The following is a 23,646-nucleotide window of genomic DNA, read 5'->3' on the forward strand; positions in this document are numbered from 1 at the left end:
CGTCACTTCCTTAACGTGGCGTTCAACCTTTGTTCGAGCGAGGTGAGGATGTTTTGCGTTGCGGTATTCACCTCATCGTCATTAAGAGTGCGCGATGGATGCTGCCAGGTCAAGCCGACTGCGAGGCTTTTTCTATCAGGATCAATGCCTTTACCCTGATACACGTCAAATAGCCTGAGGTCTGTCAGCCATTCGCCTGCATTTTCACGGATTACGTCCAGTACAGCCGTGGCTGCAACGTCTTTGTGCGCAATCAGTGCAAGGTCACGACGCACTTCAGGAAAGCGCGATAACTCGTGGAATTTTGGCATTTTGCCCGACGCCACTTCCGCCAGAACCAACTCGAAGACGAAGACCGGACGGTCGAGACCGAGGGTTTTCGACAATTCAGGGTGGATAGCTCCAATGAAGCCGACCAGACGACCGTCACGTTCGATGCGCGCGGTTTGACCCGGGTGCAGCGCTGGGTGCTTGCCCGGCACGAAAGTGAACGAATCCAGAGCACCGGCAAAACCCAGCACCGCTTCCACGTCTGCCTTGACGTCGAAGAAGTCGACGGTATCGCGACCCTGCGCCCAGCCTTCCGGCAGGCGACTACCGCAAACGACACCCGCCAACATCGGCTCTTGTTTCAGACCTTCAAGCTGGCCAACGAAACGCAGGCCGCTTTCGAACAGACGCACGCGATCCTGCTGACGGTTCAGGTTGTGCTGAAGCGCCTTGACCAGACCCGGCCACAGCGACGAACGCATGGCAGCCATGTCATTGGAGATCGGATTGGCCAGCAGCAACGGCTCCACACCCGGATTAAACAGTTCGAACTGTTTCGGATCGACGAAGCTATAGGTAATTGCTTCCTGATATCCACGGGCAACCAGCAGGCGGCGCAGTTCAGGCAGGTCGCTACGGGCTTCTGCCTTGGCTTGCGGCGCCAGACGCGCTTGCGGATAACGAACCGGCAAACGGTTGTAGCCATACAGGCGTGCCAGTTCTTCGATCAGGTCTACTTCCAGGCTGATATCGAAGCGATGGCTTGGAACTTCTACACGCCACTGCCCTGCCCCATCGGCAGTAATGGTCAGGCCCAAGGCGTTGAGCAGACGCTCCACCTCAGCCGAATCCATTTCCATACCCAGCATCTGGGTAATACGCTGCGCACGCAGGGTGATCGGAGCAATTTTCGGCAGGTGCTGTTCGCTGACGGTCTCGATGATCGGACCCGCTTCACCACCGGTGATTTCCAGCAGCAAACCAGTCGCGCGCTCCATGGCTTCGCGGGCCAGCTGCCAGTCTACGCCACGCTCATAGCGATGGGATGCATCGGTGTGCAGGCCATAGGAACGGGCCTTGCCTGCAACGGCGATCTGGTCGAAGAAGGCGCTTTCCAGGAACACATCACGTGTGGTCGCGGAAACACCGCTGTGCTCGCCACCCATGACGCCGGCAATTGCCAGTGCGCGGGAGTGGTCGGCAATCACCAGCGTATCGCTACGCAGGCTGACTTCCTGGCCGTCGAGCAGCACCAGCTTCTCGCCCTCTTCAGCCATGCGCACACGGATGCCACCGTTGATTTCGGCGAGATCGAAGGCGTGCAGCGGCTGACCCAGTTCCAGCATCACATAGTTGGTGATGTCGACGGCAGCGTCGATGCTGCGCACGTCGGCACGACGCAGACGCTCGACCATCCACAGAGGCGTTGCTTTGGACAGGTCGACGTTACGGATCACACGCCCCAGGTAACGCGGGCACGCGGCGGGCGCCAGCACTTCTACCGAGCGCACTTCGTCGTGGGCGGCAGGAACCGAAGCCACCACCGGACGGACCACCGCAGCGGCGTACAGGGCACCCACTTCACGGGCCAGACCGGCCAGGGACAGGCAGTCACCACGGTTCGGGGTCAGATCGACCTCGATGCTGGCGTCTTCCAGGTCCAGGTAAACGCGGAAATCCTCGCCCACCGGCGCATCGGCCGGCAGCTCCATCAGGCCGTCATTGCCTTCACCAACCTGCAGCTCGGTTTGCGAGCACAGCATGCCGTTGGACTCGACGCCACGCAGCTTGGCTTTCTTGATCTTGAAGTCGCCTGGCAGCTCGGCGCCGATCATGGCGAAAGGAATCTTCAGGCCCGGGCGCACGTTTGGCGCACCGCAAACAACCTGGAAGGTTTCCGAACCGTTGCTGACCTGGCACACGCGCAGTTTGTCGGCGTCCGGGTGCTGCTCGGTGCTCAGCACCTCGCCAACGACCACGCCACTGAAAACACCGGCGGCCGGCGTAACGCTATCGACCTCAAGACCGGCCATCGACAGACGAGCAACCAGCTCGTCGCGACTTACCTGCGGGCTAACCCAGCCACGCAGCCATTGTTCACTGAATTTCATCCTGCTCTCCTAAGAATTCGTTACGACTAGCGAAATTGCGCGAGGAACCGCAAGTCGTTGTCGAAGAACAGACGCAAGTCGTTCACGCCGTAACGCAGCATGGCCAGACGCTCTACGCCCATGCCGAAGGCAAAGCCCGAGAACTCTTCCGGGTCGATCCCGGACATGCGCAGCACGTTCGGGTGAACCATGCCGCAACCCATCACTTCCAGCCAGCCGGTCTGCTTGCAGACGCGGCAGCCTTTACCGCTGCACATCACGCATTCCATGTCGACTTCAGCGGACGGCTCGGTGAACGGGAAGTACGAAGGACGGAAACGCACCGCCAGTTCCTTTTCGAAGAACACCCGCAGGAACTCTTCGATGGTGCCTTTGAGGTCGGCGAAGTTGATGTCGCGATCGATCAGCAGGCCTTCGACCTGGTGGAACATCGGCGAGTGGGTGATATCGGAGTCGCTGCGGTATACACGGCCTGGGCAGACGATGCGGATCGGCGGCTGTTTCGACTCCATGGTGCGGACCTGTACCGGCGAGGTATGGGTGCGCAACAACATGTTCGCATTGAAATAGAAGGTGTCATGCATCGACCGGGCCGGGTGGTGGCCGGGGATGTTGAGCGCTTCGAAGTTGTGATAGTCGTCTTCGACCTCAGGGCCTTCGGCGATGCCGTAGCCAATACGGGTGAAGAACTGTTCGACGCGTTCCAGAGTACGGGTAACCGGATGCAGACCACCGGAGGTCTGACCACGGCCAGGCAGGGTCACGTCAATGGACTCGGCGGAGAGTTTGGCAGCCAGATCGGCTTCTTCAAACAATGCCTTGCGCGCATTAAGGACCTCTGTGACACGCTCCTTGGCAACGTTGATCAGCGCACCGACCTGCGGACGCTCTTCTGCCGGCAAATTCCCCAGGGTCTTCATCACCTGAGTCAATTCACCCTTCTTGCCAAGGTAGTGAACCCGGATTTGCTCCAGGGCATTGATATCTTCAGCGCTTTGCACAGCCTCTAGAGCTTGAGAGACGAGCGCATCCAGGTTTTCCATGTACAGACTCCAGATACAAAATAGGGGAAGAGCTTGAAGGCTCTTCCCCTATTTATGACGTTTAACACCTGACCCCACAGATGCGAGGCCGGGTGACTGTCGGGGGTACTTAAGCCAAGGTGGCTTTAGCTTTCTCGACAATCGCAGCAAACGCCGCTTTTTCGTTCACTGCCAGATCAGCCAGAACCTTACGGTCGATCTCGATGGACGCTTTTTTCAGGCCGGCGATGAAACGGCTGTAGGACAGACCGTTGATACGAGCACCAGCGTTGATACGAGCGATCCACAGAGCGCGGAACTGACGTTTTTTCTGACGACGGTCACGGTAGGCGTATTGGCCTGCCTTGATTACCGCTTGCTTGGCAACACGGAATACGCGGGAGCGTGCGCCGTAGTAGCCTTTAGCAAGTTTCAGAATTTTTTTGTGACGCTTACGGGCAATGACGCCACGCTTTACACGAGCCATGAGTTACTTCCTCTATTCTTGACTAAAATTAACGAAGGCGCAGCATGCGCTCGACTTTTGCCACGTCAGACGGATGCAGCAAGCTGCTACCGCGCAGTTGACGCTTACGCTTGGTCGACATTTTGGTCAGGATGTGGCTCTTGAAAGCGTGCTTGTGCTTGATACCGTTAGCAGTTTTCAGAAACCGCTTAGCAGCACCACTTTTGGTCTTCATTTTTGGCATGTTCGGATACTCCGCATTCAGTTGATAAACATAATCAGAAGGCCTGCCGTGCCCTGTTGATTACTTCTTCTTTTTCGGGGCGATGACCATGATCAGCTGGCGTCCTTCCATCTTAGGATGCTGTTCGACCGAACCGTACTCGAGCAAGTCACCTTCAACTCGCTTGAGGAGTTCCATCCCCAGCTCCTGGTGGGCCATCTCACGGCCGCGGAATCGCAAGGATACCTTGGCCCTGTCCCCGTCACTCAGGAAACGTACCAGGTTGCGCAGTTTTACCTGGTAATCCCCTTCCTCCGTCCCTGGACGAAACTTGATTTCTTTAACCTGAATCTGCTTCTGGTTTTTCTTGGCCGCAGCAATCTGCTTCTTCTTTTCGAAGATCGATTTGCCGTAGTCCATCAGTTTGCAAACAGGTGGTACTGCATCGGCGGAAATCTCCACCAGATCCAGCTTGGCCTCTTCAGCCTTAAGAAGCGCGTCTTCAATTGACACAATCCCGAGCTGTTCACCTTCAGCCCCAATTAACCGAACCTCGCGTGCCGAGATATTCTCGTTGATCGGGGCTTTCGGTGCAGTTCGTTTATCTTGTCTCATTTCACGCTTAATAATAATTACTCCGAATCTTGGCGACCACGCCGGGAAACCGCTTGCGCGAGGAACTCAGCGAACTGGGCGACGGGCATCGAGCCCAGGTCAGCACCTTCACGAGTACGCACAGCGACAGTCTGCATCTCGACTTCCCGATCTCCGATAACCAAGAGATAAGGAACCTTGAGCAAAGTATGCTCGCGGATTTTAAAGCCGATTTTTTCATTTCTCAAGTCAGACTTGGCACGAAATCCGCTTTCGTTGAGGGTTTTTTCAACCTCGGCGGCGAAATCAGCCTGTTTGTCAGTGATATTCATCACCACTGCCTGGGTCGGAGCAAGCCACGCCGGGAATGCACCCTCGTAGTGCTCGATCAGGATTCCGACGAAACGCTCGAAGGACCCCAGGATCGCCCGGTGCAACATCACCGGGTGCTTGCGACTGTTGTCTTCGGAGACGAATTCGGCTCCCAGACGGACCGGCAGGTTAAAATCGAGCTGCAGGGTACCACACTGCCAGACGCGACCGAGACAATCTTTCAACGAGAATTCGATCTTCGGACCGTAGAACGCACCCTCGCCCGGCTGCAGATCGTACGGCAGGCCCGCGCTATCAAGGGCTGCGGCCAGCGCAGCTTCGGCGCGATCCCAAAGCTCGTCGGACCCGACGCGTTTTTCCGGACGAGTGGACAGCTTCATCTCGACATCTTTAAAGCCGAAATCGGCGTAGACATCCATGGTCAGCTTGATAAACGCGGCGGACTCGGCCTGCATCTGCTCTTCGGTGCAGAAGATGTGGGCGTCGTCCTGAGTGAATGCGCGCACGCGCATGATGCCGTGTAAGGCACCCGATGGCTCGTTACGGTGGCACGCACCAAACTCTGCCAGGCGCATTGGCAGTTCGCGGTAGCTTTTCAGGCCCTGGTTGAACACTTGCACGTGGCAAGGGCAGTTCATTGGCTTGATCGCGTAGTCGCGATTTTCCGACTGGGTGGTGAACATGTTGTCGGCGTAGTTGGCCCAGTGCCCGGATTTCTCCCACAGGCTGCGGTCAACGACTTGCGGCGTCTTGATTTCCAGGTAGCCATTGTCGCGCTGAACCTTGCGCATGTACTGCTCGAGCACCTGGTACAAAGTCCAGCCGTTCGGATGCCAGAACACCATGCCCGGCGACTCTTCCTGGGTGTGGAACAGGCCCAGGCGCTTGCCGATCTTGCGATGGTCGCGCTTTTCGGCTTCTTCGATGCGCTGGATGTAAGCCGCCAGCTGCTTCTTGTCCGCCCATGCGGTGCCGTAGACGCGCTGCAATTGCTCGTTCTTGGCATCGCCGCGCCAGTAGGCACCGGACAGCTTGGTCAGCTTGAAGGATTTCAGGAAGCGGGTGTTCGGCACGTGCGGACCGCGGCACATGTCGACGTATTCTTCGTGATAGTACAGGCCCATGGCCTGCTCGTTCGGCATGTCTTCGACCAGGCGCAACTTGTAGTCTTCGCCACGGGCCTTGAACACTTCGATCACTTCGGCGCGCGGAGTGACTTTCTTGATCACGTCGTAATCTTTCTCGATCAGCTGCTGCATGCGCTGTTCGATGGCCGCCAGGTCGTCCGGGGTGAAAGGACGTTCGAAGGCGATGTCGTAATAGAAACCTTCATCGATGACCGGACCGATGACCATTTTGGCGGTCGGGTACAACTGCTTGACCGCGTGGCCAACCAGGTGGGCGCAAGAGTGGCGAATGATCTCCAGCCCCTCTTCATCCTTTGGCGTGATGATTTGCAGCGACGCGTCGCTGTCGATGATGTCGCTGGCGTCGACCAGCTTGCCATCGACCTTGCCGGCAACGGTGGCCTTGGCCAGGCCTGCACCGATGGATGCGGCGACCTCGGCTACGGAAACCGGGTGATCGAATGAACGTTGACTGCCGTCGGGAAGAGTAATAGTTGGCATGGCGCCTCCTCTCCTAGTGGTGACCCCTACCAAAGGTCACGTGGGTTGGGATGAGCCAGTACAAGATCCGGTCCAGGCCGTTCAATGACGAACGCCTGCCTTACAGCGGCAGGAGCCTTGCGGCCAACCGGGAAACCGAACCAGAGTGACTGGGATTCAAATCAGGGTTAATCGTGCATCTGCCGCCACCGGGACTGAAGGTCCGTCGGAGCCTGCAAACGCCCGAGCCACGCATGCTAGCACAGATGAACGGTTGCCACGGTGCGCAGGTTTTGCAGCAGGGTAAATTGGCTGTTTTTATGCCAGAGTGCTGAACTTGAAGCGCACTATCGCCCTCAGATAACAAGATATCTGACCCACAAGGAGTATCTCAGCATGCGTCTGAATCGTTTATTCGCCGTAGTCGCCCCCGTCATTCTCCTCCTGCCACTGGCCGCCCATGCAGAATGGCCAAAAGGCGAACGACAGAAATACATGGATCAGTGCGTTCCTGCCGCTGCCGAGAAGATTGGTACGCCGGCAGCAAAATCCCACTGCGCCTGCGGTGCCGATGCCATCAAATCGTACCCTGCCGCCGACATTCAGGCCCTGATGAACAACACGGCCAGCGACACATTGAAGCAGCAGGCACTGAGCAAAATTGCAGCCTGTAAGGCCACCAAAACAGAGCAAAAATAAGCCCGCCCCCACGCTTTCAGCCCCTGAAATACTGTTAAAAAGCCGCTGAAACAGGACCTTTCGTACAATTTATTCAGGTTTTTCAGCTTTTTTTATTGCCTTAACTTTCGGCCGAAAGCCTTATAGAACGGGGCTTTCAGCCGCTAAAGGACACAAAGAAAAAACGTCTGATTGGCAAACAGTGCGTCCGGGGGGCTCCCAAACCGAACATTTCGACTATGATACTCGGGTGTGCCCAGTTGGCCTGAGCAGCACAGTACTACTGAAAATATATGTTTCTTGGAGATACACCATGTCTAATCGCCAAACCGGCACCGTTAAATGGTTCAACGATGAAAAAGGCTTCGGCTTCATCACTCCTCAAGGTGGCGGTGACGACCTGTTCGTACACTTCAAAGCTATCGAAAGCGACGGTTTCAAAAGCCTGAAAGAAGGCCAGACTGTTTCCTTCGTGGCTGAGAAAGGCCAAAAGGGTATGCAAGCTGCTCAAGTTCGCCCAGAGTAATTTCCAGGCGCACTAAAAAAACCCCGTCCATGTGACGGGGTTTTTTATGGGTGAAACAAAAGTCGAACGATCAGCCGCAGTTGACGCGGGTCACTACCCGGCTGGCATCGGTGTTCAGGTTCAGGCGATCGGAACGGTACTCCAGCGTCACCATATCGGTTGGCAGCAGGAACCGTGCACTTTGCGCCCCGGCACGGGTACGCGCCTGCTCGAGCAGCTGCGGCGATGCCTGTTTGCCGATGGTGAACTCGGCAGCCTTTGCCTCACAGCGACTGTGACCCGTGTCAGTCGTCGCAACATCCGTTGTTGCCGACTCCGTAGAGGGAGTGCTGCAACCGGCCAGCGTGGCAACGGCCAACAAAGTACCCAATGACGCGAGCTTCCAAGGCATGAAGCCTCCTTATTCAATGATTAAGCTGAGATCGTGCGACAACCAGACTGGCGTTTGGTTTCACAGGGAGCACTGGCACCCTGCCCATGATCCGGACGAGCCGCGATTCTGCCTGAGCGTCGCCCTGCCCTTAATCACTGAATCGTGACTGAATATGAACGACGCTCAATAGACGTCGATGTAGTCGTAAGGAGGATTGGGCCAGTTCTCTTTCAAGGCATTGAAGATTTGCATGACCCAGACTTCATCGCTGGCCGCGACCCGCCCGACATAACCGGAGCCCTTGGCCCAGGTTTCGAGCCGGAACAACAACCCGTCGATATCGGTACCGCCCACGACACCCGAGGAGATGTAGGCAATGCCCCCCTTGGTGACCCGCAACTGGGTGTGCTCATCGTCACTGGCGCCAGCCAGCAACTGACGCACCGCCTCGAGGGTCAGGCCATCCGGGGAGTTCAAATCGATCTGCACAGCGCGTTCCTTGAATATTCGTCAGAGACCAAGTGTCGCACAGCCCTCCCTTCATGCCTAAGTCGACGTGTCAAAAGCCTCGCAAAATGGTTAACTCGGTACTCAGACTTCCCCGACCTCCCGAGTGCCATCATGACCACCGTAAGCATCGACGCTGCCATCAAGGCCAAGTGGCAAGACGGCCACAGCTCCTACAGCCCAAGCAGCACGGAAGAGCTCGCCATTATCGGTATCGACCTTCTGGTCAGGGACCTTGGAACCGAAGCCGCCCAATCGTTCATCGAACAGATTTTCGAGAAACACCTATCGGACCAAAAGACCGAAGCGATTAGTACGAGGGAGTAAAACCCGCAGACAAGCACCTGCGGGAGATGATGCTTACTTCAGGCGAGCCAGGCGCTCGGTCAGCAGATCGAAGAAGCCCTGGGCGTCGCCGCTTTCTACCCAGAAGGCGTTCTTTGGCGCTTTCAAGCCGTCATACCAGTCGACGATGGTTTGTCCAAAGGTCGGTCCTTCGCGGCTGTCGACCATCACGTTGACCGAACGACCTCTGAACAATTGCGGCTTGAGCAGATAAGCGACAACCGTGGCGTCATGCACCGGGCCGCCCGGAAGGCCGTAGTGTTCCATGTCGCCCTTGATGTACTCATTGAGAATACTGCCCACCAGACGACTGGCGTTGTTGTTCAGCGCGGCAATCTGGTTCAGGCGCGCTTCGCTGGTAAGGATCTTGTGGGTCACATCCAGCGGCAGGTAGGTCAGCTTCACGCCACTGTTGAGCACCACTTCGGCCGCTTGCGGATCAGCGAACAGGTTGAACTCGGCCACCGGCGTGATGTTGCCGCCGTTGAAGTGCGCACCGCCCATGACCACCACTTCCTTGATCCCCTGAACGATACCCGGCTCCAGGATCAACGCCAGGGCCAGGTTGGTCTGCGGGCCAAGCATGGCGATGGTAATGCTGTGGGGCTCGGCAGATTTCAAGGTATCGATCAGATAGGTGATGGCGCTGCCCTTGGCCAGCCCCTTCCTGGGCTCATGCACGTCAATGCCCGACAACCCTTCCTTGCCATGAATGTCCTCGGCGTAGATGGGTGTGCGCATCAGGGGTCTGGGCGCCCCCGCATAGACCGGCACCTCTTCGCGCCCCGCCCACTCCCGGGCCAGCCGCGCATTGCGTGAGGTCTTGTCCAGGCGAACGTTGCCGGCAACGGTGGTCAATGCCCGGACATTCAGTTCGTCCGGCGACGCCAGGGCGAACAACAGGGCAACGACGTCGTCAGCCCCCGGATCGGTGTCGATGATCAGGTCGATCTTTGGTGCCGCCTGGGCGTTGGTTGCGGTCGTCAGGGTCAAAAGCAGCAGGCTCCGGAGCAGTGGGTGCAGTTACTGAGCATAGCGATGCGGGGCGCACGCCTTGTGCCAGGGACATCAAAACGCGGCCAGCCAGTCAAAACGTAACCCCGGCGACCAGCACAATGTTGCAGTACGGCTGGCATTCGCCTGTACGAACAATCGCCCTGGCTTGTCGGCTCAGGACCTTGAATTGTTCATGGGTGAGCAACTCACGCCGACCCAAGGCGCCTTCGCCGTTCAGGTCTTCCAGCGCGACCAGGGCCGACGGCTTTTTATCGAAGACTTCCTGAGCCAGCACATGGCTTTCGACCTGCATTTCACTGAGCACGACCTTCAAGGTGCTGACAAAGTCCGGAATGCCATGGGTCAGGGCCAGGTCGATCAATTCAACGCCCGGAGGAACCGGCAGCCCCGCATCCCCGATGACGACCCTGTCGCCATGTCCCAATGAAGCGATCAGTCGCGACAGCGCAATGTTGAGCAGGGGTGTCTTTTTCATGGGGTTTTAAACGCCTGTACATCGCTCAAGGCGGGAATTGAAGGCTGCGCGCCGGCACGGGTGACCGACAGCGCCGCGGCCACCTGTCCGAAGCGGATCGCCTGCGCCTCATCGTTACCCGCCGCCAGTGCCGCAGCGAAACCGCCGACGAACGTATCGCCGGCCGCCGTGGTATCCACAGCCTTTACCACGGGCGCGGGGAAATGTTCGAAGCGTTGGCCATCGGCAAACAGCGAACCTTGCGCACCGAGAGTGATGATCACCTTGCCGGCGCCCAGGGCAATCAGGTGGGTTGCCGCGGCTTGTGCGGTGTCCAGGGAGTCCACTGACAGACCGCTCAGGGCCGACGCTTCGCTTTCGTTGGGAATCAGGTAATCGATGGACGCGTACCAGTCCGATGGCAGCGGACGGCTGGCCGGAGCCGGGTTGAGGATGACTGTCTTGCCCAGCTCGCGGCCGCGCTTGAGCGCATGGCCAACAGACGCATCGGGCACTTCCAGCTGACAGATGAGCACGTCCGCCGCACGGATCACCGAATCAAAACGGTCAATGGTTTCTGCGGTCAATGCACCGTTGGCACCGGGGACGATCACGATGGAGTTCTGACTGCTGTCGTCGACCACAATCAACGCCACGCCGCTGGAACCGTCAACGGTGCTCACCGCCCGGCAATCGATCTGCTCGGCCAACAGCGCCCCGCGCAGTGCCTCACCATAAGCGTCATTGCCCACGCAGCCGATCATCGACACCTGGGCTCCCAGCCGCGCCGCAGCCACGGCCTGATTGGCACCCTTGCCACCGGAGACGGTGGTAAACGATTGACCAATCAGCGTTTCACCGCCCTTGGGCAAGCGCGGGGCCCGGGTCACCAGGTCCATGTTCAAACTGCCAATTACCACTACTTTTGCTGACATACATTGCTACTCATCGATTCTGTTTCGGCGGCGCTTTTGATTCAGCGGCTTTCTGTTTTCAACGGCCTTTTGTTTCAACGGAATTGGGCAAACACGCCGGCCAGCGGCGCCGTCGATTCACGCATGACGATACTCGGCGTCACGATCCGCTGATCGGTCGCCAGACCCGGCGTGGCGATTCGGCGTAAAAGCACTTCGGCAGCCATTTCGCCGAGCTGCAGGATCGATTGCCCGACCGTGGTGAGCGACGGGTAGACATACCGACTCATCTGGATATCGTCGAAGCCGATCACCGACAACTCGCTCGGTACGCGAATATTGCGCTCGGCGGCGGCCCTCAGCACACCGATGCCGATCATGTCGTTGGCCGCAAAAACGGCGGTAGGCGGATTGCTTTCCAGCAGAATCGCGGCAGCGCTGTAACCGCCGGTGCTGGTGAAATCGCTTTCCAGCATGCGCCCGGGAGAGACTTCGACGCCCGCCTCCTTCAAGGCCCTGCGATAACCCGCCAGACGCATCTGCGCCACACTGGTGCTTTGCGGCCCGCTGATCGTGGCGATATCCCGGTGCCCCAACTCCAACAGGTGCCGGGTCGCCAGATACGCGCCGTATTCATGGTCGATGCGCACCAGGTCCGCATCGACACCGTCCAGTCCGCGGTCGACGATCACCATGGGCGTGCGGACGCCTTTCAGGCCTTGTGCCAGGCCACTGTCGCCGCCGGCCGAGGCGACGATCAGGCCGTCGATGCGTTTTTCCAGCAGCACACGCAGGTAGCTGCGCTGCTTGTCCGGATTGTCGTCGGAGTTGCACAGGATGACGCAGTAGCCGTTTCGCTCGCAGTAATCCTCGATACCCCGGGCCAGTTCGGCGAAATACGGGTTGAGACTGTTGGGCACCAACAGGCCGATGGTCGCCGTGGTCTTGGCCTTGAGCGAACGGGCCACGGCGCTGGGGACGTAGTCGAGGGTCTGGATCGCCGCCTCGACCTTGATCCGCACCTCTTCACTGACCGGGCGGGTCTTGTTCACCACATGGGAAACCGTGGTGTAGGAAATGCCGGCAAGGGCTGCCACATCTTTGATAGTCGCCATGACTCAGGTCCGCCGGCTTGCGCGTTGACTGCGATAAGTATCCAGCACCACCGCCACCACGATCACCGCACCGGTAATGATGCGCTTGGTCGGTTCGGTTGCCCCGATCTGCGCCAGCCCCGCGGCCAGCACGGAAATAATCAGGACGCCAAAAAACGTGCTGATCACCGAGCCGCGCCCGCCCATCAGGCTGGTCCCGCCGATCACAACGGCCGCGATCACCTGCAATTCAAGACCGGAGCCAGCATTCGGGTCGGCGGCTTCCAGGCGAGAAATCTGGAACAACGCGGCAACGCCGGCCAGCAACCCCATCAGGCTGAAGACCAGGATTTTGTAAGGCTTTGGATTGATCCCCGCCAGCCGCACGGCCTCTTCGTTGGTGCCGATACCGATCAGGTAGCGACCGAAGACCGTGCGGGTCAACACGGCCTGGGCGACGAAAATGATCAGCAACGCAATGATGAACGACGGCGAAATGCCGAAGGCAATCGGATTGGACAGCCAGGCGAACGCATCGCCGATGTAGGCCGTACGCGAACCGGTCATCTGGTACGCCACACCGCGAGCCATTTCCAGCACGCCCAGGGACACGATGAATGATGGTATCCGCCACGCCACAGTGATCGAACCGGTGATGGTACCGGCGAGCGCCGCGACGGCCATGCCCAGCAGGGCCGCCGGCAGCACGCCCCAGCCCCACCCAAGAATCGCCACGCTCACGGTCGAGGCCGCCAGCGCCAGCACCGAGCCTACCGACAGGTCGATGCCACCGATGATCAAAACAAAGGTCATGCCGACCGCCAGCACCATCAGGTCCGGAATCTGGTTGGCCAAGGTGCTGAAAGTATCGTACGACAGGAAGTGACTGCTCAGCACCGAGAACAGAACGATCATCGCCAACAAGGCACCCGCCAGCCCCAGATAGGTGCCCAGGCCGTAGAAGTTGCCACTGCGTTTTCCGGCGTAAGAAGCGGTATTCATGGAAGATCCCTAGGCGCGGCTTCAACGAGCTGCGCATCACGTTTTTGGTAGCCGGCGAAAGCAGCGGCGAGCAACTCATCCTGGGTCCAGCTGTCGCGATCGAAGGTATCGATCAGGCTTCCTGCCGACAGCACGCCGATCCGGTCGCAGATCAGCATCAGCTCGCGCAAGTCGCTGGAGACCACCACCAGAGCCTTGCCCTGGCGGGTCAACTCACCGAGCAGGTTGTAGATATCGAACTTGGCGCCGACGTCGATGCCGCGGGTCGGCTCGTCGAACAGCAACACCGAGCAATCGCGCTCCAGCCAACGGCCGATGACGACTTTCTGCTGATTGCCGCCGGACAGCTCGGACACCAGTTGTGCCGGACCGGAACTGCGAATGCGCATGGCGTCGATCTGACGCTGGGCCAGGGCGCTTTCGCCATCGTTGTCGACAAAGCCCGCGCTGGAGATGAAGGGCATGTTGCCCAAGGCGATATTGGCGCCGATCGACTGCGTCAACAAAAGGCCTTCGCCCTTGCGATCTTCAGTGATCAACGCGATGCCATGCCCGACCGCATCCACTGGCGAACGCACATTGATGACCTGCGCCGGCGCCCCCAGGGCAATCGTGCCGCTGTCGGCGATATCCGCACCGAAGATCAGACGCAGCAATTCAGTGCGCCCCGCGCCGATCAAACCGGAAATCCCGAAAATCTCTCCGGCACGGACTTCGAACGACACGTCGCGAACCTTGTCGGACCGGCTCAGGCCCTTGACCGTCAACACCGGAGCGCCGATCTTGCGCGCCCCCATATCGATATGTTCGCCAAGCTCGCGGCCGACCATCAGCGTGACCAATTGCTCGCTGTTGTAGTTGGCCATCGGCTCGACACAGACCAGGTTGCCGTCGCGCAGCACGGCAATGCGTTGCGTGACCCGCGCCAACTCTTCGAGACGATGGGAGATGTAGATGATCGATACGCCGCGAGCCTGCAGGCGGGTGATCTGCTCGAACAGCATTTCGACTTCACGGGCAGTGAGCATCGCGGTCGGCTCGTCGAGAATCAGCACATGACAATCGCCAATCAGGTTGCGGGCGATCTCCACCATTTGCTGGTGGCCGATGCCCAGCTCGCCGACCAGGGTGTCCGGGTCAATGGCGTCTAGCCCGACATGAGCCATGGCCTCGATGGCGGCCTTGCGCAACTGCTTGCGACTGATCCAGCCGCCCTTGCTGGGCAAGTTGTCGAGAAACAGGTTTTCCGCCACCGACAGGGTCGGCAGCAGATTGAGTTCCTGCATGACCATGCGGATACCCAGCGCTTCAGCCTGAGCCCGGCTACCCGGACGATAGTCCTGCCCCTGATACTGCATCTGGCCGGTGGTCGGCGTGACCAACCCGCCAATAATCTTCGAAAGCGTGCTTTTGCCCGCACCGTTCTCACCGGTCAGCGCCAGCACCTCCCCGCGCATGAGCGTCAGGTCGATGCCGGCCAGGACCGGTTGGGCGTAAGTCTTGCCGATACCACTGACCGAAAGGACAGCGTTCGGAGCGCAAACTGACATAAAAACTCTCCATGCGCCCGTCCGGCTGGACGAGCGCCGTTACGTCGCCAGAAGGCTACTTGGTGACCAGTTCTACCGGCGTTTCGATCACGCCGTTGGCGCCGCCGTCGACCTTCTCGCCCTTGAGAATCTTCAATGCAGTCTCGATGCCGAACACCGCCTGTTTAGCCGCGAACTGGTCCGCAGTGGCCAGCACGCGACCATCCTTGAGCATAGGCTGGATGGCGTTGATGTTGTCGTAGCCGACCACCTGCACCTTGCCGGCCTTGCCCGCGGCGCGCACCGCAGACACCGCACCGACCGCCATGCTGTCGTTGCCGGCCAACAGGGCCTTGGTTTGCGGGTATTCGCTGAGAATCGACGCGGCTACCTTGTTGCCCTTGTCGATCTCCCAGTCTCCGGATTGCAGGGACACGACCTTGATCTGCGCCGCCTCCATCGCATCCTTGAAACCTGCAGTCCGCTGCTGGGCATTGGTGGTGGTGGACACACCTTCGATGATGCCGACTTCGTCACCGGCCTTCAGCTGTTTGGCCAGGTAGTCCCCCACCAGCCGTGCGCCCTTGCGATTGTCCGGGCCTACGAACGGAACATTGATGTTTTTGCTTTTGACGACGGCGGGGTCCAGCTGGTTGTCGATGTTGATCACGGTGATACCGGCATCGATGGCTTTCTTGATCACCGGGACCATGGCCTTGGAGTCTGCCGGCGCAATCACCAGTGCATTGACCTTGGCCAGGATCATCTGCTCGACGATACGCGTCTGGCCTGCGGTGTCGGTTTCATCCTTGATGCCGTTGGAGATGAGGTCGAATTCGCCGGAGTGATCTTTCTGGTAGGCCTTGGCGCCGTCCTCCATTGTCAGGAAGAACTCGTTGGCCAGGGATTTCATGACCAGAGCGACTTTCGGTTTTTCAGTGGTTTCAGCAAAAGCCGAAGAGACAGGCAATGCAGCGGATGCAGCAGCCAACATAGCGACAGCGAGAAGACGTCCAGCGAATGGCAGCTTCATGGGTTCACTCCGATCTTATGATTATTGTGAGCAACGCTTGCGCTGGCGTAAGCTTCACGGCCCGCCGCGATGAAAAGCCATCATTGGAGCCGCGCAAACGTTTGCGTGAACCAAACTATGCGAACCCTGCCGGTATTTGTCAACGACCTGAAAAAGCGCTTTCAGCTATGTTTGGCGAAAAACGGCATTCAGCTATGCCGTGGTATTGACCACCGATCCCGTGCCAGAACCCTTGGTCATTTCCTTGATCAGGCTCGCACTCACTTGCAAGATGGCGCCGTTGGTGTCGGCAACTTGCCCCTGTATGGCTGCTACTGCTGTGGTCTTGGCTTCCGGGGTTGGATAGGACGCTGCCTGGGCTTGTGCCAGTTGCTGCTGTTGCTCGCGCAATTGCTGCTGCAATTCCTTCAGACGCTTGAGCAAGACCTTCACCGCAACGCTGGTGTTATCGCTGGCTTCCGATTCGGCCTTTACGCCGGCACCCTCCCCCAGACCTACCGGGCCCGTCTTGACCTGGTTGCCATCGCTTTCCTTTGCACCCGGCGCTCGAGCAGCCGAATCAGCGGCTGCGTCGCTCAAGGCACGAAGGGTGGTGGCCGATTTGCCAGCGATGGTGATGCCGGCGGCATTGGGAATGCCAACAGATAACGACATGTGAACTCCTGAAGAAAAAATCCCTTGAAGGAGCATCGACCGGCTCGGGCGTTTCTTTAGTCATGACGGATGATTTGACCCGTTTAAATCCTAAACAAGACCGCGATCCGTTTCGGAGAGCCGAACGCGAAAGTTAAACATGTTCGGCATTCCGGACGCCCAGCCTCGAAACCGCTCTGGACACAAACAGCAATACCGTTACAAATCATTAACTTAGGCGTGTTTTTCGATTCAGCGTATTACTGGTACAGATCCTGCTCTTCCCCTCACACCCCCGGCGTTCAGATTCGCCCGGGGCGTATCTAGATGAACCTGCATCCGCACCGTCTCACAACTAGAAGAGAAAAATAATGACATCTGCACTCAAGACCTTCGTTCCGGGCGCCTTGGCCCTGCTGTTGCTTCTACCCACTGCCCTTCAGGCCAAAGAAGCCGAAACCCAACAAAAACTGGCCAACGTGGTGATCCTCGCCACCGGCGGTACCATTGCCGGCGCGGGGGCCAGCGCCGCCAATAGCGCAACCTATCAAGCGGCGAAAGTCGGCATTGAACAGTTGATCGCCGGCGTTCCTGAACTGAGCCAATTGGCTAACGTTCGCGGCGAACAGGTCATGCAAATCGCCTCCGAAAGCATCACCAACGAAAACCTGCTGCAACTGGGTCGCCGCGTAGCCGAGCTGGCCGATAGCAAAGACGTCGATGGCATCGTGATCACCCACGGCACCGACACCCTGGAAGAAACGGCGTACTTCCTCAACCTGGTGGAAAAAACCGAGAAGCCGATCATCGTCGTGGGTTCCATGCGCCCAGGCACCGCAATGTCCGCCGATGGCATGCTGAACCTGTACAACGCGGTGGCCGTGGCCAGCAGCAAAGACGCGCGAGGCAAAGGTGTACTGGTGACCATGAATGACGAAATCCAGTCGGGTCGCGATGTCAGCAAAATGATCAACATCAAGACCGAAGCGTTTAAAAGCGCCTGGGGTCCGCTGGGCATGGTGGTAGAAGGCAAATCCTACTGGTACCGCCTGCCGGCCAAGCGTCACACCATGGATTCCGAATTCGACATCAAGACCATCAAGAGCCTGCCTGACGTCGAGATCGCCTATTCCTATGGCAACGTCAGCGACACCGCCTACAAGGCCCTGGCTCAGTCCGGCGCCAAAGCCATCATCCACGCCGGCACCGGCAATGGCTCGGTATCGTCGCGAGTGGTGCCCGCCCTGCAAGCCCTGCGCAAGGATGGCGTGCAGATCATTCGTTCCTCCCATGTCAACGCCGGCGGTTTTGTACTGCGCAACGCCGAACAGCCTGACGATAAATACGACTGGGTCGTGGCCAACGACCTGAATCCACAAAAAGCCCGGGTCCTGGCGATGGTCGCGTTGACCAAAACCAATGACAGCAAAGAGCTGCAACGGATGTTCTGGGAATACTGATTCGCCCTCGCCCGACCGGGTCCGGTTGGGCACCCCCGTGCGCCATTCGCCAGCCTTGGCGAGTGGCTGCCGCGGATCTTACAAAAAAACTCCCTTCGCCTTACGCCAAACGGAACAAATCGCTGTCAGAGGATTTTCTTGGTTTTTAAGCAGTTGCGAAATGGCCTACAGTTAAATACTGTATGCACGTACAGCTTAATAAGGATAATTCCGTGGACACCACCTCAGCCTCTCCCGACACCTATGTACGCATGGGCCTGCGCGTTCAGAAAATCATCAACTCCCCTACCGCACAAAAAGCCAGGGCAGCGTTGATCTTCCGCCTTCCCGACGAGCCGGTGGATGAATGGGAACGCTTACTGGAAGAAATAGACGAAAACGACAACGTCACCCTCGCCTATCGCGACGATGGCGGTGTGCAGATTTTCTGGGTTGTGCCGAAGGAAGATTGAGTCGATGAGTGTCCGCTGGTTTGCTTTGCTGTTTCTGTTTTTTGTCATGGGGGCGCAGGCCGACGCGCCGCGCACTTTTACCGAAGCGAAAAAGGTCGCCTGGAAGCTCTACGCGCCCCAGTCCACCGAGTTTTACTGTGGCTGCAAGTACACCGGCAACCGGGTGAACCTTGAAGCCTGCGGTTATGTGCCACGTAAAAATGCCAAGCGCGCATCCCGCATCGAGTGGGAGCATATTGTTCCGGCCTGGCAAATCGGCCATCAACGCCAGTGCTGGCAAGAGGGCGGTCGCAAGAACTGCACCCGCTACGACCCGGTTTACCAGAAGGCCGAGGCTGATTTGCACAACCTGGTGCCCAGCATTGGCGAGGTCAATGGCGATCGCAGCAACTTCAGCTTTGGCTGGCTGCCCGAGCAGTCGGGGCAATATGGTTCCTGCCTGACCCAGGTCGACTTCAAGGCCAAGAAAGTCATGCCCCGCCCTTCCATTCGCGGCATGATCGCCCGGACCTACTTCTACATGAGCAAGCAGTATGGCTTGCGCCTGTCGAAACAGGATCGACAACTGTACGAAGCCTGGGACAAGACCTATCCGGTACAGGCCTGGGAACGCCAACGCAATCAGAGCGTGGGGTGCGTCATGGGGCGCGGCAACGAGTTCGTCGGCCCGGTAGACATGAAGGCCTGCGGCTGAATCCAGGACGGGACACTAAAACAAAAAAGGCCCCGGTGCTAAACGCCCGAGGCCTTTTTTGTTTCTTCAACGTCTGCGCTACGTTATTGAGCGGCTGGACGCTCAAGCACCAGCAATTCGATGTTCTGTTTCTTCGCGCGAGTGAGTGCCGCGCGAACTTCATCCTGTTTGGCTTCGGCTTCGGCTTTCGAATTGAATGGCCCCACCAGGATTCGGGTATTGCCATTCTCCTTGACGACACTGGACATGAAACTGTGCTCGATCAGCCAGCCACTCAGATCACTGACCGCCTGAGGGGTTTCACCTCGCACTTCAAGATCCCATTGCGGACCGGACACTGGCGCGGGTACGGCAGCCATGGCCGGCTTGGGCTTCGGCGCATCCACACGGCTGCCCTCGCCACATCCCGCCAGTGCCAATATCGCGATGATCAAAACCATTTTGCGCACGACGCTTCCCTCCAAATGCATAAAGCGGCGATTTTAACACCCATGAATACTTCACGAGTGCCGTAAAATGGGCTCAAAACAACGAGATTGATGATTGCGGCCTCTGTATAGTTACGCCTTGGGAATTAATGCCACATCTGCGCGTCAGAAAGAGGCACCCAAACCACGAGACTTCGCACTAATCTATACATACCACCGACCTCTGCACTGTCCGAATCAGGTGCCCCACAAAGCAATCAAGGAGAAGACCATGCTGATACTCACCCGCAAAGTCGGTGAAAGCATAAACATTGGTGATGACATTACGATCACCATCCTGGGCGTAAGCGGCCAGCAAGTCAGGATCGGCATCAACGCTCCGAAGGACGTTGCAGTGCATCGTGAAGAAATTTACCAGCGCATTCAGGCCGGCCTGACCGCCCCGGAAAAGCCGCAATCCTGAATCCTGTTGCAGTCAGTAGCCAGCCCGTTCAGTCCGGAATTACGGCTGGCTAAAGATTCAGCACCCCATCGCCCTGCGCTTTCACCCCCACCCAAACCCCTGGGGCCGATACTAGCGGCAAGCTCCATCCTTTTGCTGTCAGACTTTTCTGGTTTACCCCAGGGAAGGATGCGTTCACTGCGCAGTCAACCAAGCATCACGCCTCGCGCCATGCCAGTCGCTGCCACCACCATCAGCAACACCAGCAGCGCCTCGATATGACTGATCCGTGCAAACAGCTTCGCACGGCCGGTATCGATCGCCACTTTACGGGCAAGCGCTATCCGCCATTTGATCAGCGTCACCATCGGCGCAATCTCCAGCAACAAGATCAGGACGAACAGCGTCATCTTCAGATGAAACAGCGGCTGATGCAGGTAATAGTCCGCGCCCTTCTCGTACCCGCCAAAGGCTCGCATCCCGCCACTGATCAATAAAACGACAGCTGAAATACCCCAGATATTGTCCGCCATCAAAACACTGCGCACCTCTGTGGCGCCATCGGCCAAACGCCGAAAAGCCGTGCCTCGAACCAATACCGCCCAGAATCCCAAGGCAAATGCCAGAAGATGAACCGCCGCCAGAAACCATTGAGTCAGCATCGAGAAACTCCTGCCAGGTCGAAGTTGTATGAGCCTGTCAGTAGTAGCCCATGAAATGGCTGCGTGCACGCCATCCGCAGACAATGCCCGGAACACAATATGACAGACCTACTAGACTCCACTGCGCCGGTATTGAGCGTCCGTGGCAGTACCCGCCCCAACAGCAACTCACTCTCACCCCATTGAACTGAGTAAACAAAATCATGTGTAAATCATGTGATTCAAGCTCTGCTTCAAACACAACAGGCCGTCGTCGTTTTCTTCAATTTGCCGGATTGAGCGCAGGCGCCCTGCTGCTGACCGGCACACTGCCCGGTAAGATCATCCAGGCAGCTGAAAAAGCGTCAGCCCCACCCAAACCTCAAAACGTAATCAGTCCCGACATGGCGTTGAAAAGACTGATGGAGGGCAATGCACGATATGTAGGTGGCACTTCCACGACGCACGATTTCAAGGCAGAGCGAGAGGCCTTGGTGTCCGGCCAAAATCCGTTCGTGGCCGTGCTGAGTTGCTCTGACTCGAGGATCGCCCCGGAATATGCGTTCGACACCGCGCGCGGCGATCTTTTCTCCATCCGCGTCGCGGGCAACTTCGTTACGCCGGAAGGCTTGGCCAGTCTTGAATACGGGGTTGCCGTACTGGGCGCCCCGCTGATTCTCGTACTCGGGCATGAGAGTTGCGGTGCCATCGAGGCCGGTATCAAGGCGGTCAAGGATCAGACGATTTTCCCCGGTCATATCCCGAAACTGACTGACGCACTCAAGTCGGCAGTCGAGGCAGTACTCAAGCAGCCGGGGAACCTGATGGAAAACGCCACCGCGCAAAACGTCAAAAATTCGGTCAACAGCCTGAAACAGGCCTCGCCATTGCTGACTGATGCGCAGAGCAAAGGCGCGCTCAAGATCGTGGGCGGTATCTATCGCCTGGCGAGCGGCAAGGTGGAGTTGATCGTCTGATCCGAAATGCGCACGCCCCCAGCATCGGTGCATGACCCCGCATGCAAAGAGCCCAGCGCGACGGCTGGGCTCTGGTTATCTTCGGTTTTGCATCATTTTATCCGCGAGGACTCTGGCCCTCTCGATCAACAGGTTCTGCCTGTCCTCGTGAGTAGCCTCGCCCACAATCGGGGCAGTCAGATTGCTTTCGGCAATCAATGCAGCGCAGAAATATCGATCCCAGACAGTCGTGTCCACAGGTGCCTGTTTGCTCATTTGATCGGCGTTCATAGGCGGCTCCTTTTGATAAGGTCGCCTTGCTAGTTTACGCCTGAATAACAAAAAATCCGGACCATCATTCACAGGTACCCGCCATTCGTCGCCTGCCGGAACACAACGAGGAATTCGCCCGTATCCGTGGCTTGAGGCTTGCTAAGATCGCCCGTAGCAGCGCCGGAATGACAGGATTCTGACGCCGCAGCCATTCAATCAATGCTTAAGGACGCCAGCGATACGCTTGGTCAGTCACCGGGAGATGTAACGTGTCAACGCTCAACGAAATCGCAATGAACCACGCGAGAATGGCCAAGGAAAAAGCAGGAAAGTCGACCGAACTGAGCGAGCGCCACCTCCAGATCGTAGGGAGCTTCGAAGTACCTTCCATTGAAGTACAACAGAACATCCCAATGCACCTGATCGCGGGAACACAGGAAGGCCACCACGGCCTTGCAGCGACCTTTGCCCTCTGACGCCTATTGAGGCTGGCGACGATCTGAACGATTACCTGGCAATCACTGGTGGCCCGGTATCCGCTCAGCAATCGTCGCGCCCGCATCAACGTTCACATTGCCCAGCGTGAACGAGCCCGATACGTTGTGAACACCTGAAGAAATCCGGGACAACAAAAAGGGCCCACCTTTCGGTGAGCCCTTCCAGGCCGCCCGCCAGAGCGGACTTTGCCGGGTACGCGCGATGGCCAATGGGTTGAAAGCTAAAAGTTATTTCGCGACATACTTCGCACCGTGCGGGTCGTCAAGTTTTGCCTGCAATATCCCCCACTCGCGCTGAATGATCGAGTATGGAATAAAGATGCTGAGCCTCTCAGCCCCCTTTACGCCGGAGTGATTGCTCACATCGTTCAGGGTGGTTGAATAGAAACCAATATTGATGCCGACAATATGGCCGTCACTTGCAAGGACCGGCCCGCCCGACATGCCCTTGATCAGCGGGGCATCGTGGATGGCATAGAGATCACCGCTGTGTTCAGCGGCATTGACGAAAGGCGTTTCATACACCTTGCCCTTCCCGGTAGTGGTCATGAAGTAAGGACTCGCCCCAACGGCAGTTATGCTCTCGCCCACACGCGGTGCGCGCCATGACGGGTAGCGGCCGTTGGCCTTGTGCAGGATGAAGACGAGATCACAACCTGTGCTGCAGCTGTACTTCACGTTGGGGATGAACGGAGTGTGGCGAGTGGTTACGGCGTAGTCCTCGTTCCATTGCACGGCCGAGGCCATGTATAGATACGGTGCGGGAAAGCCCGAGTAGACTAAAAAATATGAATCATTCGCAGATCCCGAAAAGTCGGGTTTTACGATGCCGTTGCATCCTGCAGTTACAGCTCCTATTAAAAAGCAGGCCATGATCTTGATCATGATATATCACCGACTTAATAGGGAGAATGTGACTGTTTTTTGTTGTCAATATTTTGTCTTTTATTGGGTTGCAGTACTCCTCGCCGCTTGTTCCAGTTTGACGCTTTCTTACTTATGGCTGAGATTGTAATGGGGCGTATGAATAAATCGCGCTAAGACCAATCGCTTTTCGATCAACTTAAAAAGT

29 protein-coding genes are annotated in these 23,646 nt (G+C 57.8%); 9 read left to right on the top strand and 20 right to left on the bottom strand.

The window, feature by feature from the left end; all coding sequences use genetic code 11:
* Window positions 1-2: 2 nt before the first annotated feature.
* The 6 genes from pheT to thrS form a co-directional block, all read right to left on the bottom strand.
* Entirely contained in the window at window positions 3-2,381 is a 2,379-nt protein-coding gene (gene pheT, locus AC1RS8_RS24225; protein WP_489340155.1) for a phenylalanine--tRNA ligase subunit beta, read from the bottom strand.
* A gap of 26 nt (window positions 2,382-2,407) precedes the next feature.
* The gene (gene pheS, locus AC1RS8_RS24230) at window positions 2,408-3,424 is read right to left on the bottom strand and encodes a phenylalanine--tRNA ligase subunit alpha (protein WP_007975711.1); all 1,017 of its coding nucleotides are present in this window, start codon (window positions 3,422-3,424) and stop codon (window positions 2,408-2,410) included.
* Between the two features lie 109 nt (window positions 3,425-3,533).
* Window positions 3,534-3,890 (bottom strand): 50S ribosomal protein L20, encoded by a 357-nt coding sequence (rplT, locus tag AC1RS8_RS24235; RefSeq protein ID WP_007905879.1) that lies wholly within the window; start codon window positions 3,888-3,890, stop codon window positions 3,534-3,536.
* Window positions 3,891-3,918: 28 nt separating this feature from the next.
* Complete coding sequence (gene rpmI, locus AC1RS8_RS24240; RefSeq protein WP_002553160.1) at window positions 3,919-4,113, bottom strand: 50S ribosomal protein L35; 195 nt, start codon at window positions 4,111-4,113, stop codon at window positions 3,919-3,921.
* A gap of 60 nt (window positions 4,114-4,173) precedes the next feature.
* The gene (infC, locus tag AC1RS8_RS24245; RefSeq protein WP_172435703.1) at window positions 4,174-4,725 is read right to left on the bottom strand and encodes a translation initiation factor IF-3; all 552 of its coding nucleotides are present in this window, start codon (window positions 4,723-4,725) and stop codon (window positions 4,174-4,176) included.
* On the bottom strand, window positions 4,725-6,647 hold the full coding sequence (thrS, locus tag AC1RS8_RS24250; protein ID WP_090454263.1) for a threonine--tRNA ligase: 1,923 nt from the start codon (window positions 6,645-6,647) through the stop codon (window positions 4,725-4,727). The genes infC and thrS overlap by 1 nt, the downstream gene beginning before the upstream one ends.
* A gap of 375 nt (window positions 6,648-7,022) precedes the next feature.
* Between thrS and AC1RS8_RS24255 the strand changes: the two genes are divergently transcribed.
* Window positions 7,023-7,325 carry a hypothetical protein gene (locus AC1RS8_RS24255; protein WP_090454261.1) on the top strand — a complete coding sequence of 101 codons (303 nt, stop codon included), beginning with the start codon at window positions 7,023-7,025 and terminating at the stop codon, window positions 7,323-7,325.
* Window positions 7,326-7,617: 292 nt separating this feature from the next.
* Window positions 7,618-7,830: a cold-shock protein gene (locus tag AC1RS8_RS24260; protein WP_003179963.1), complete on the top strand. Its 213-nt coding sequence runs from the start codon at window positions 7,618-7,620 to the stop codon at window positions 7,828-7,830.
* A 70-nt stretch (window positions 7,831-7,900) separates the two neighbouring features.
* Here the strand turns inward: AC1RS8_RS24260 and AC1RS8_RS24265 are convergent, their stop codons facing one another.
* Together AC1RS8_RS24265 and AC1RS8_RS24270 are read right to left on the bottom strand one after the other, a co-directional pair.
* Complete coding sequence (locus AC1RS8_RS24265) at window positions 7,901-8,221, bottom strand: I78 family peptidase inhibitor (RefSeq protein ID WP_008047240.1); 321 nt, start codon at window positions 8,219-8,221, stop codon at window positions 7,901-7,903.
* Between the two features lie 165 nt (window positions 8,222-8,386).
* Window positions 8,387-8,692 carry a hypothetical protein gene (locus tag AC1RS8_RS24270; RefSeq protein WP_007975706.1) on the bottom strand — a complete coding sequence of 102 codons (306 nt, stop codon included), beginning with the start codon at window positions 8,690-8,692 and terminating at the stop codon, window positions 8,387-8,389.
* A gap of 132 nt (window positions 8,693-8,824) precedes the next feature.
* On the opposite strand from AC1RS8_RS24270, the gene AC1RS8_RS24275 reads away from it, so the two are divergent.
* On the top strand, window positions 8,825-9,037 hold the full coding sequence (locus AC1RS8_RS24275) for a hypothetical protein (protein ID WP_489340154.1): 213 nt from the start codon (window positions 8,825-8,827) through the stop codon (window positions 9,035-9,037).
* Between the two features lie 33 nt (window positions 9,038-9,070).
* On the opposite strand, the gene AC1RS8_RS24280 is transcribed toward AC1RS8_RS24275, so the two are convergent.
* From AC1RS8_RS24280 to AC1RS8_RS24315, 8 genes are all read right to left on the bottom strand, one after another.
* Window positions 9,071-10,078: a nucleoside hydrolase gene (locus tag AC1RS8_RS24280; protein ID WP_489340612.1), complete on the bottom strand. Its 1,008-nt coding sequence runs from the start codon at window positions 10,076-10,078 to the stop codon at window positions 9,071-9,073.
* A gap of 64 nt (window positions 10,079-10,142) precedes the next feature.
* The gene (rbsD, locus tag AC1RS8_RS24285; protein ID WP_489340153.1) at window positions 10,143-10,547 is read right to left on the bottom strand and encodes a D-ribose pyranase; all 405 of its coding nucleotides are present in this window, start codon (window positions 10,545-10,547) and stop codon (window positions 10,143-10,145) included.
* Complete coding sequence (gene rbsK / locus AC1RS8_RS24290) at window positions 10,544-11,461, bottom strand: ribokinase (protein ID WP_489340152.1); 918 nt, start codon at window positions 11,459-11,461, stop codon at window positions 10,544-10,546. Before rbsK ends, rbsD begins: the two co-directional genes overlap by 4 nt.
* Before the next feature lie 74 nt (window positions 11,462-11,535).
* Window positions 11,536-12,555, bottom strand: a complete 1,020-nt coding sequence (locus AC1RS8_RS24295; protein WP_218496533.1) for a LacI family DNA-binding transcriptional regulator — start codon at window positions 12,553-12,555, stop codon at window positions 11,536-11,538.
* Between the two features lie 3 nt (window positions 12,556-12,558).
* Window positions 12,559-13,536 (bottom strand): ABC transporter permease, encoded by a 978-nt coding sequence (locus AC1RS8_RS24300; RefSeq protein WP_489340151.1) that lies wholly within the window; start codon window positions 13,534-13,536, stop codon window positions 12,559-12,561.
* Window positions 13,533-15,086 carry a sugar ABC transporter ATP-binding protein gene (locus tag AC1RS8_RS24305; protein WP_493163833.1) on the bottom strand — a complete coding sequence of 518 codons (1,554 nt, stop codon included), beginning with the start codon at window positions 15,084-15,086 and terminating at the stop codon, window positions 13,533-13,535. Before AC1RS8_RS24305 ends, AC1RS8_RS24300 begins: the two co-directional genes overlap by 4 nt.
* A 55-nt stretch (window positions 15,087-15,141) precedes the next feature.
* Window positions 15,142-16,098: a sugar ABC transporter substrate-binding protein gene (locus tag AC1RS8_RS24310; protein ID WP_057715547.1), complete on the bottom strand. Its 957-nt coding sequence runs from the start codon at window positions 16,096-16,098 to the stop codon at window positions 15,142-15,144.
* A 192-nt stretch (window positions 16,099-16,290) separates the two neighbouring features.
* Complete coding sequence (locus tag AC1RS8_RS24315) at window positions 16,291-16,752, bottom strand: hypothetical protein (protein WP_489340149.1); 462 nt, start codon at window positions 16,750-16,752, stop codon at window positions 16,291-16,293.
* Between the two features lie 350 nt (window positions 16,753-17,102).
* Here AC1RS8_RS24315 and AC1RS8_RS24320 point away from each other — a divergent pair, with 350 nt between their 5' ends.
* The 3 genes from AC1RS8_RS24320 (at window position 17,103) to AC1RS8_RS24330 (ending at window position 19,337) form a co-directional block, all read left to right on the top strand.
* Window positions 17,103-18,191 carry an asparaginase gene (locus tag AC1RS8_RS24320; protein WP_057715549.1) on the top strand — a complete coding sequence of 363 codons (1,089 nt, stop codon included), beginning with the start codon at window positions 17,103-17,105 and terminating at the stop codon, window positions 18,189-18,191.
* 182 nt (window positions 18,192-18,373) lie between these two features.
* Window positions 18,374-18,643, top strand: coding sequence for a DUF1654 domain-containing protein (locus tag AC1RS8_RS24325; protein WP_046041595.1), 270 nt, complete (start codon window positions 18,374-18,376; stop codon window positions 18,641-18,643).
* A gap of 4 nt (window positions 18,644-18,647) precedes the next feature.
* A complete protein-coding gene (locus tag AC1RS8_RS24330) occupies window positions 18,648-19,337 on the top strand; it encodes an endonuclease (RefSeq protein WP_057715550.1) in 690 nt (229 codons plus the stop codon).
* An 83-nt stretch (window positions 19,338-19,420) separates the two neighbouring features.
* On the opposite strand, the gene AC1RS8_RS24335 is transcribed toward AC1RS8_RS24330, so the two are convergent.
* A complete protein-coding gene (locus AC1RS8_RS24335) occupies window positions 19,421-19,786 on the bottom strand; it encodes a hypothetical protein (RefSeq protein WP_057715551.1) in 366 nt (121 codons plus the stop codon).
* 250 nt (window positions 19,787-20,036) lie between these two features.
* On the opposite strand from AC1RS8_RS24335, the gene csrA reads away from it, so the two are divergent.
* Window positions 20,037-20,228 carry a carbon storage regulator CsrA gene (gene csrA / locus AC1RS8_RS24340; RefSeq protein ID WP_007975691.1) on the top strand — a complete coding sequence of 64 codons (192 nt, stop codon included), beginning with the start codon at window positions 20,037-20,039 and terminating at the stop codon, window positions 20,226-20,228.
* Window positions 20,229-20,413: 185 nt separating this feature from the next.
* Here csrA and AC1RS8_RS24345 read toward each other — a convergent pair whose 3' ends face one another.
* Entirely contained in the window at window positions 20,414-20,869 is a 456-nt protein-coding gene (locus tag AC1RS8_RS24345) for a DUF2214 family protein (RefSeq protein ID WP_057715552.1), read from the bottom strand.
* A 203-nt stretch (window positions 20,870-21,072) separates the two neighbouring features.
* On the opposite strand from AC1RS8_RS24345, the gene AC1RS8_RS24350 reads away from it, so the two are divergent.
* Window positions 21,073-21,825, top strand: coding sequence for a carbonic anhydrase (locus AC1RS8_RS24350; protein WP_090454249.1), 753 nt, complete (start codon window positions 21,073-21,075; stop codon window positions 21,823-21,825).
* Window positions 21,826-21,900: 75 nt separating this feature from the next.
* Here the strand turns inward: AC1RS8_RS24350 and AC1RS8_RS24355 are convergent, their stop codons facing one another.
* Window positions 21,901-22,095, bottom strand: coding sequence for a hypothetical protein (locus AC1RS8_RS24355; protein WP_057715554.1), 195 nt, complete (start codon window positions 22,093-22,095; stop codon window positions 21,901-21,903).
* Window positions 22,096-22,346: 251 nt separating this feature from the next.
* Here AC1RS8_RS24355 and AC1RS8_RS24360 point away from each other — a divergent pair, with 251 nt between their 5' ends.
* A complete protein-coding gene (locus AC1RS8_RS24360; RefSeq protein ID WP_349736833.1) occupies window positions 22,347-22,553 on the top strand; it encodes a hypothetical protein in 207 nt (68 codons plus the stop codon).
* A gap of 249 nt (window positions 22,554-22,802) precedes the next feature.
* Here AC1RS8_RS24360 and AC1RS8_RS24365 read toward each other — a convergent pair whose 3' ends face one another.
* On the bottom strand, window positions 22,803-23,459 hold the full coding sequence (locus AC1RS8_RS24365) for a trypsin-like peptidase domain-containing protein (RefSeq protein WP_057715556.1): 657 nt from the start codon (window positions 23,457-23,459) through the stop codon (window positions 22,803-22,805).
* Window positions 23,460-23,646 lie beyond the last annotated feature (187 nt).

The sequence above is a fragment of the Pseudomonas sp. GW821-FHT12A04 genome, assembly GCF_058807755.1.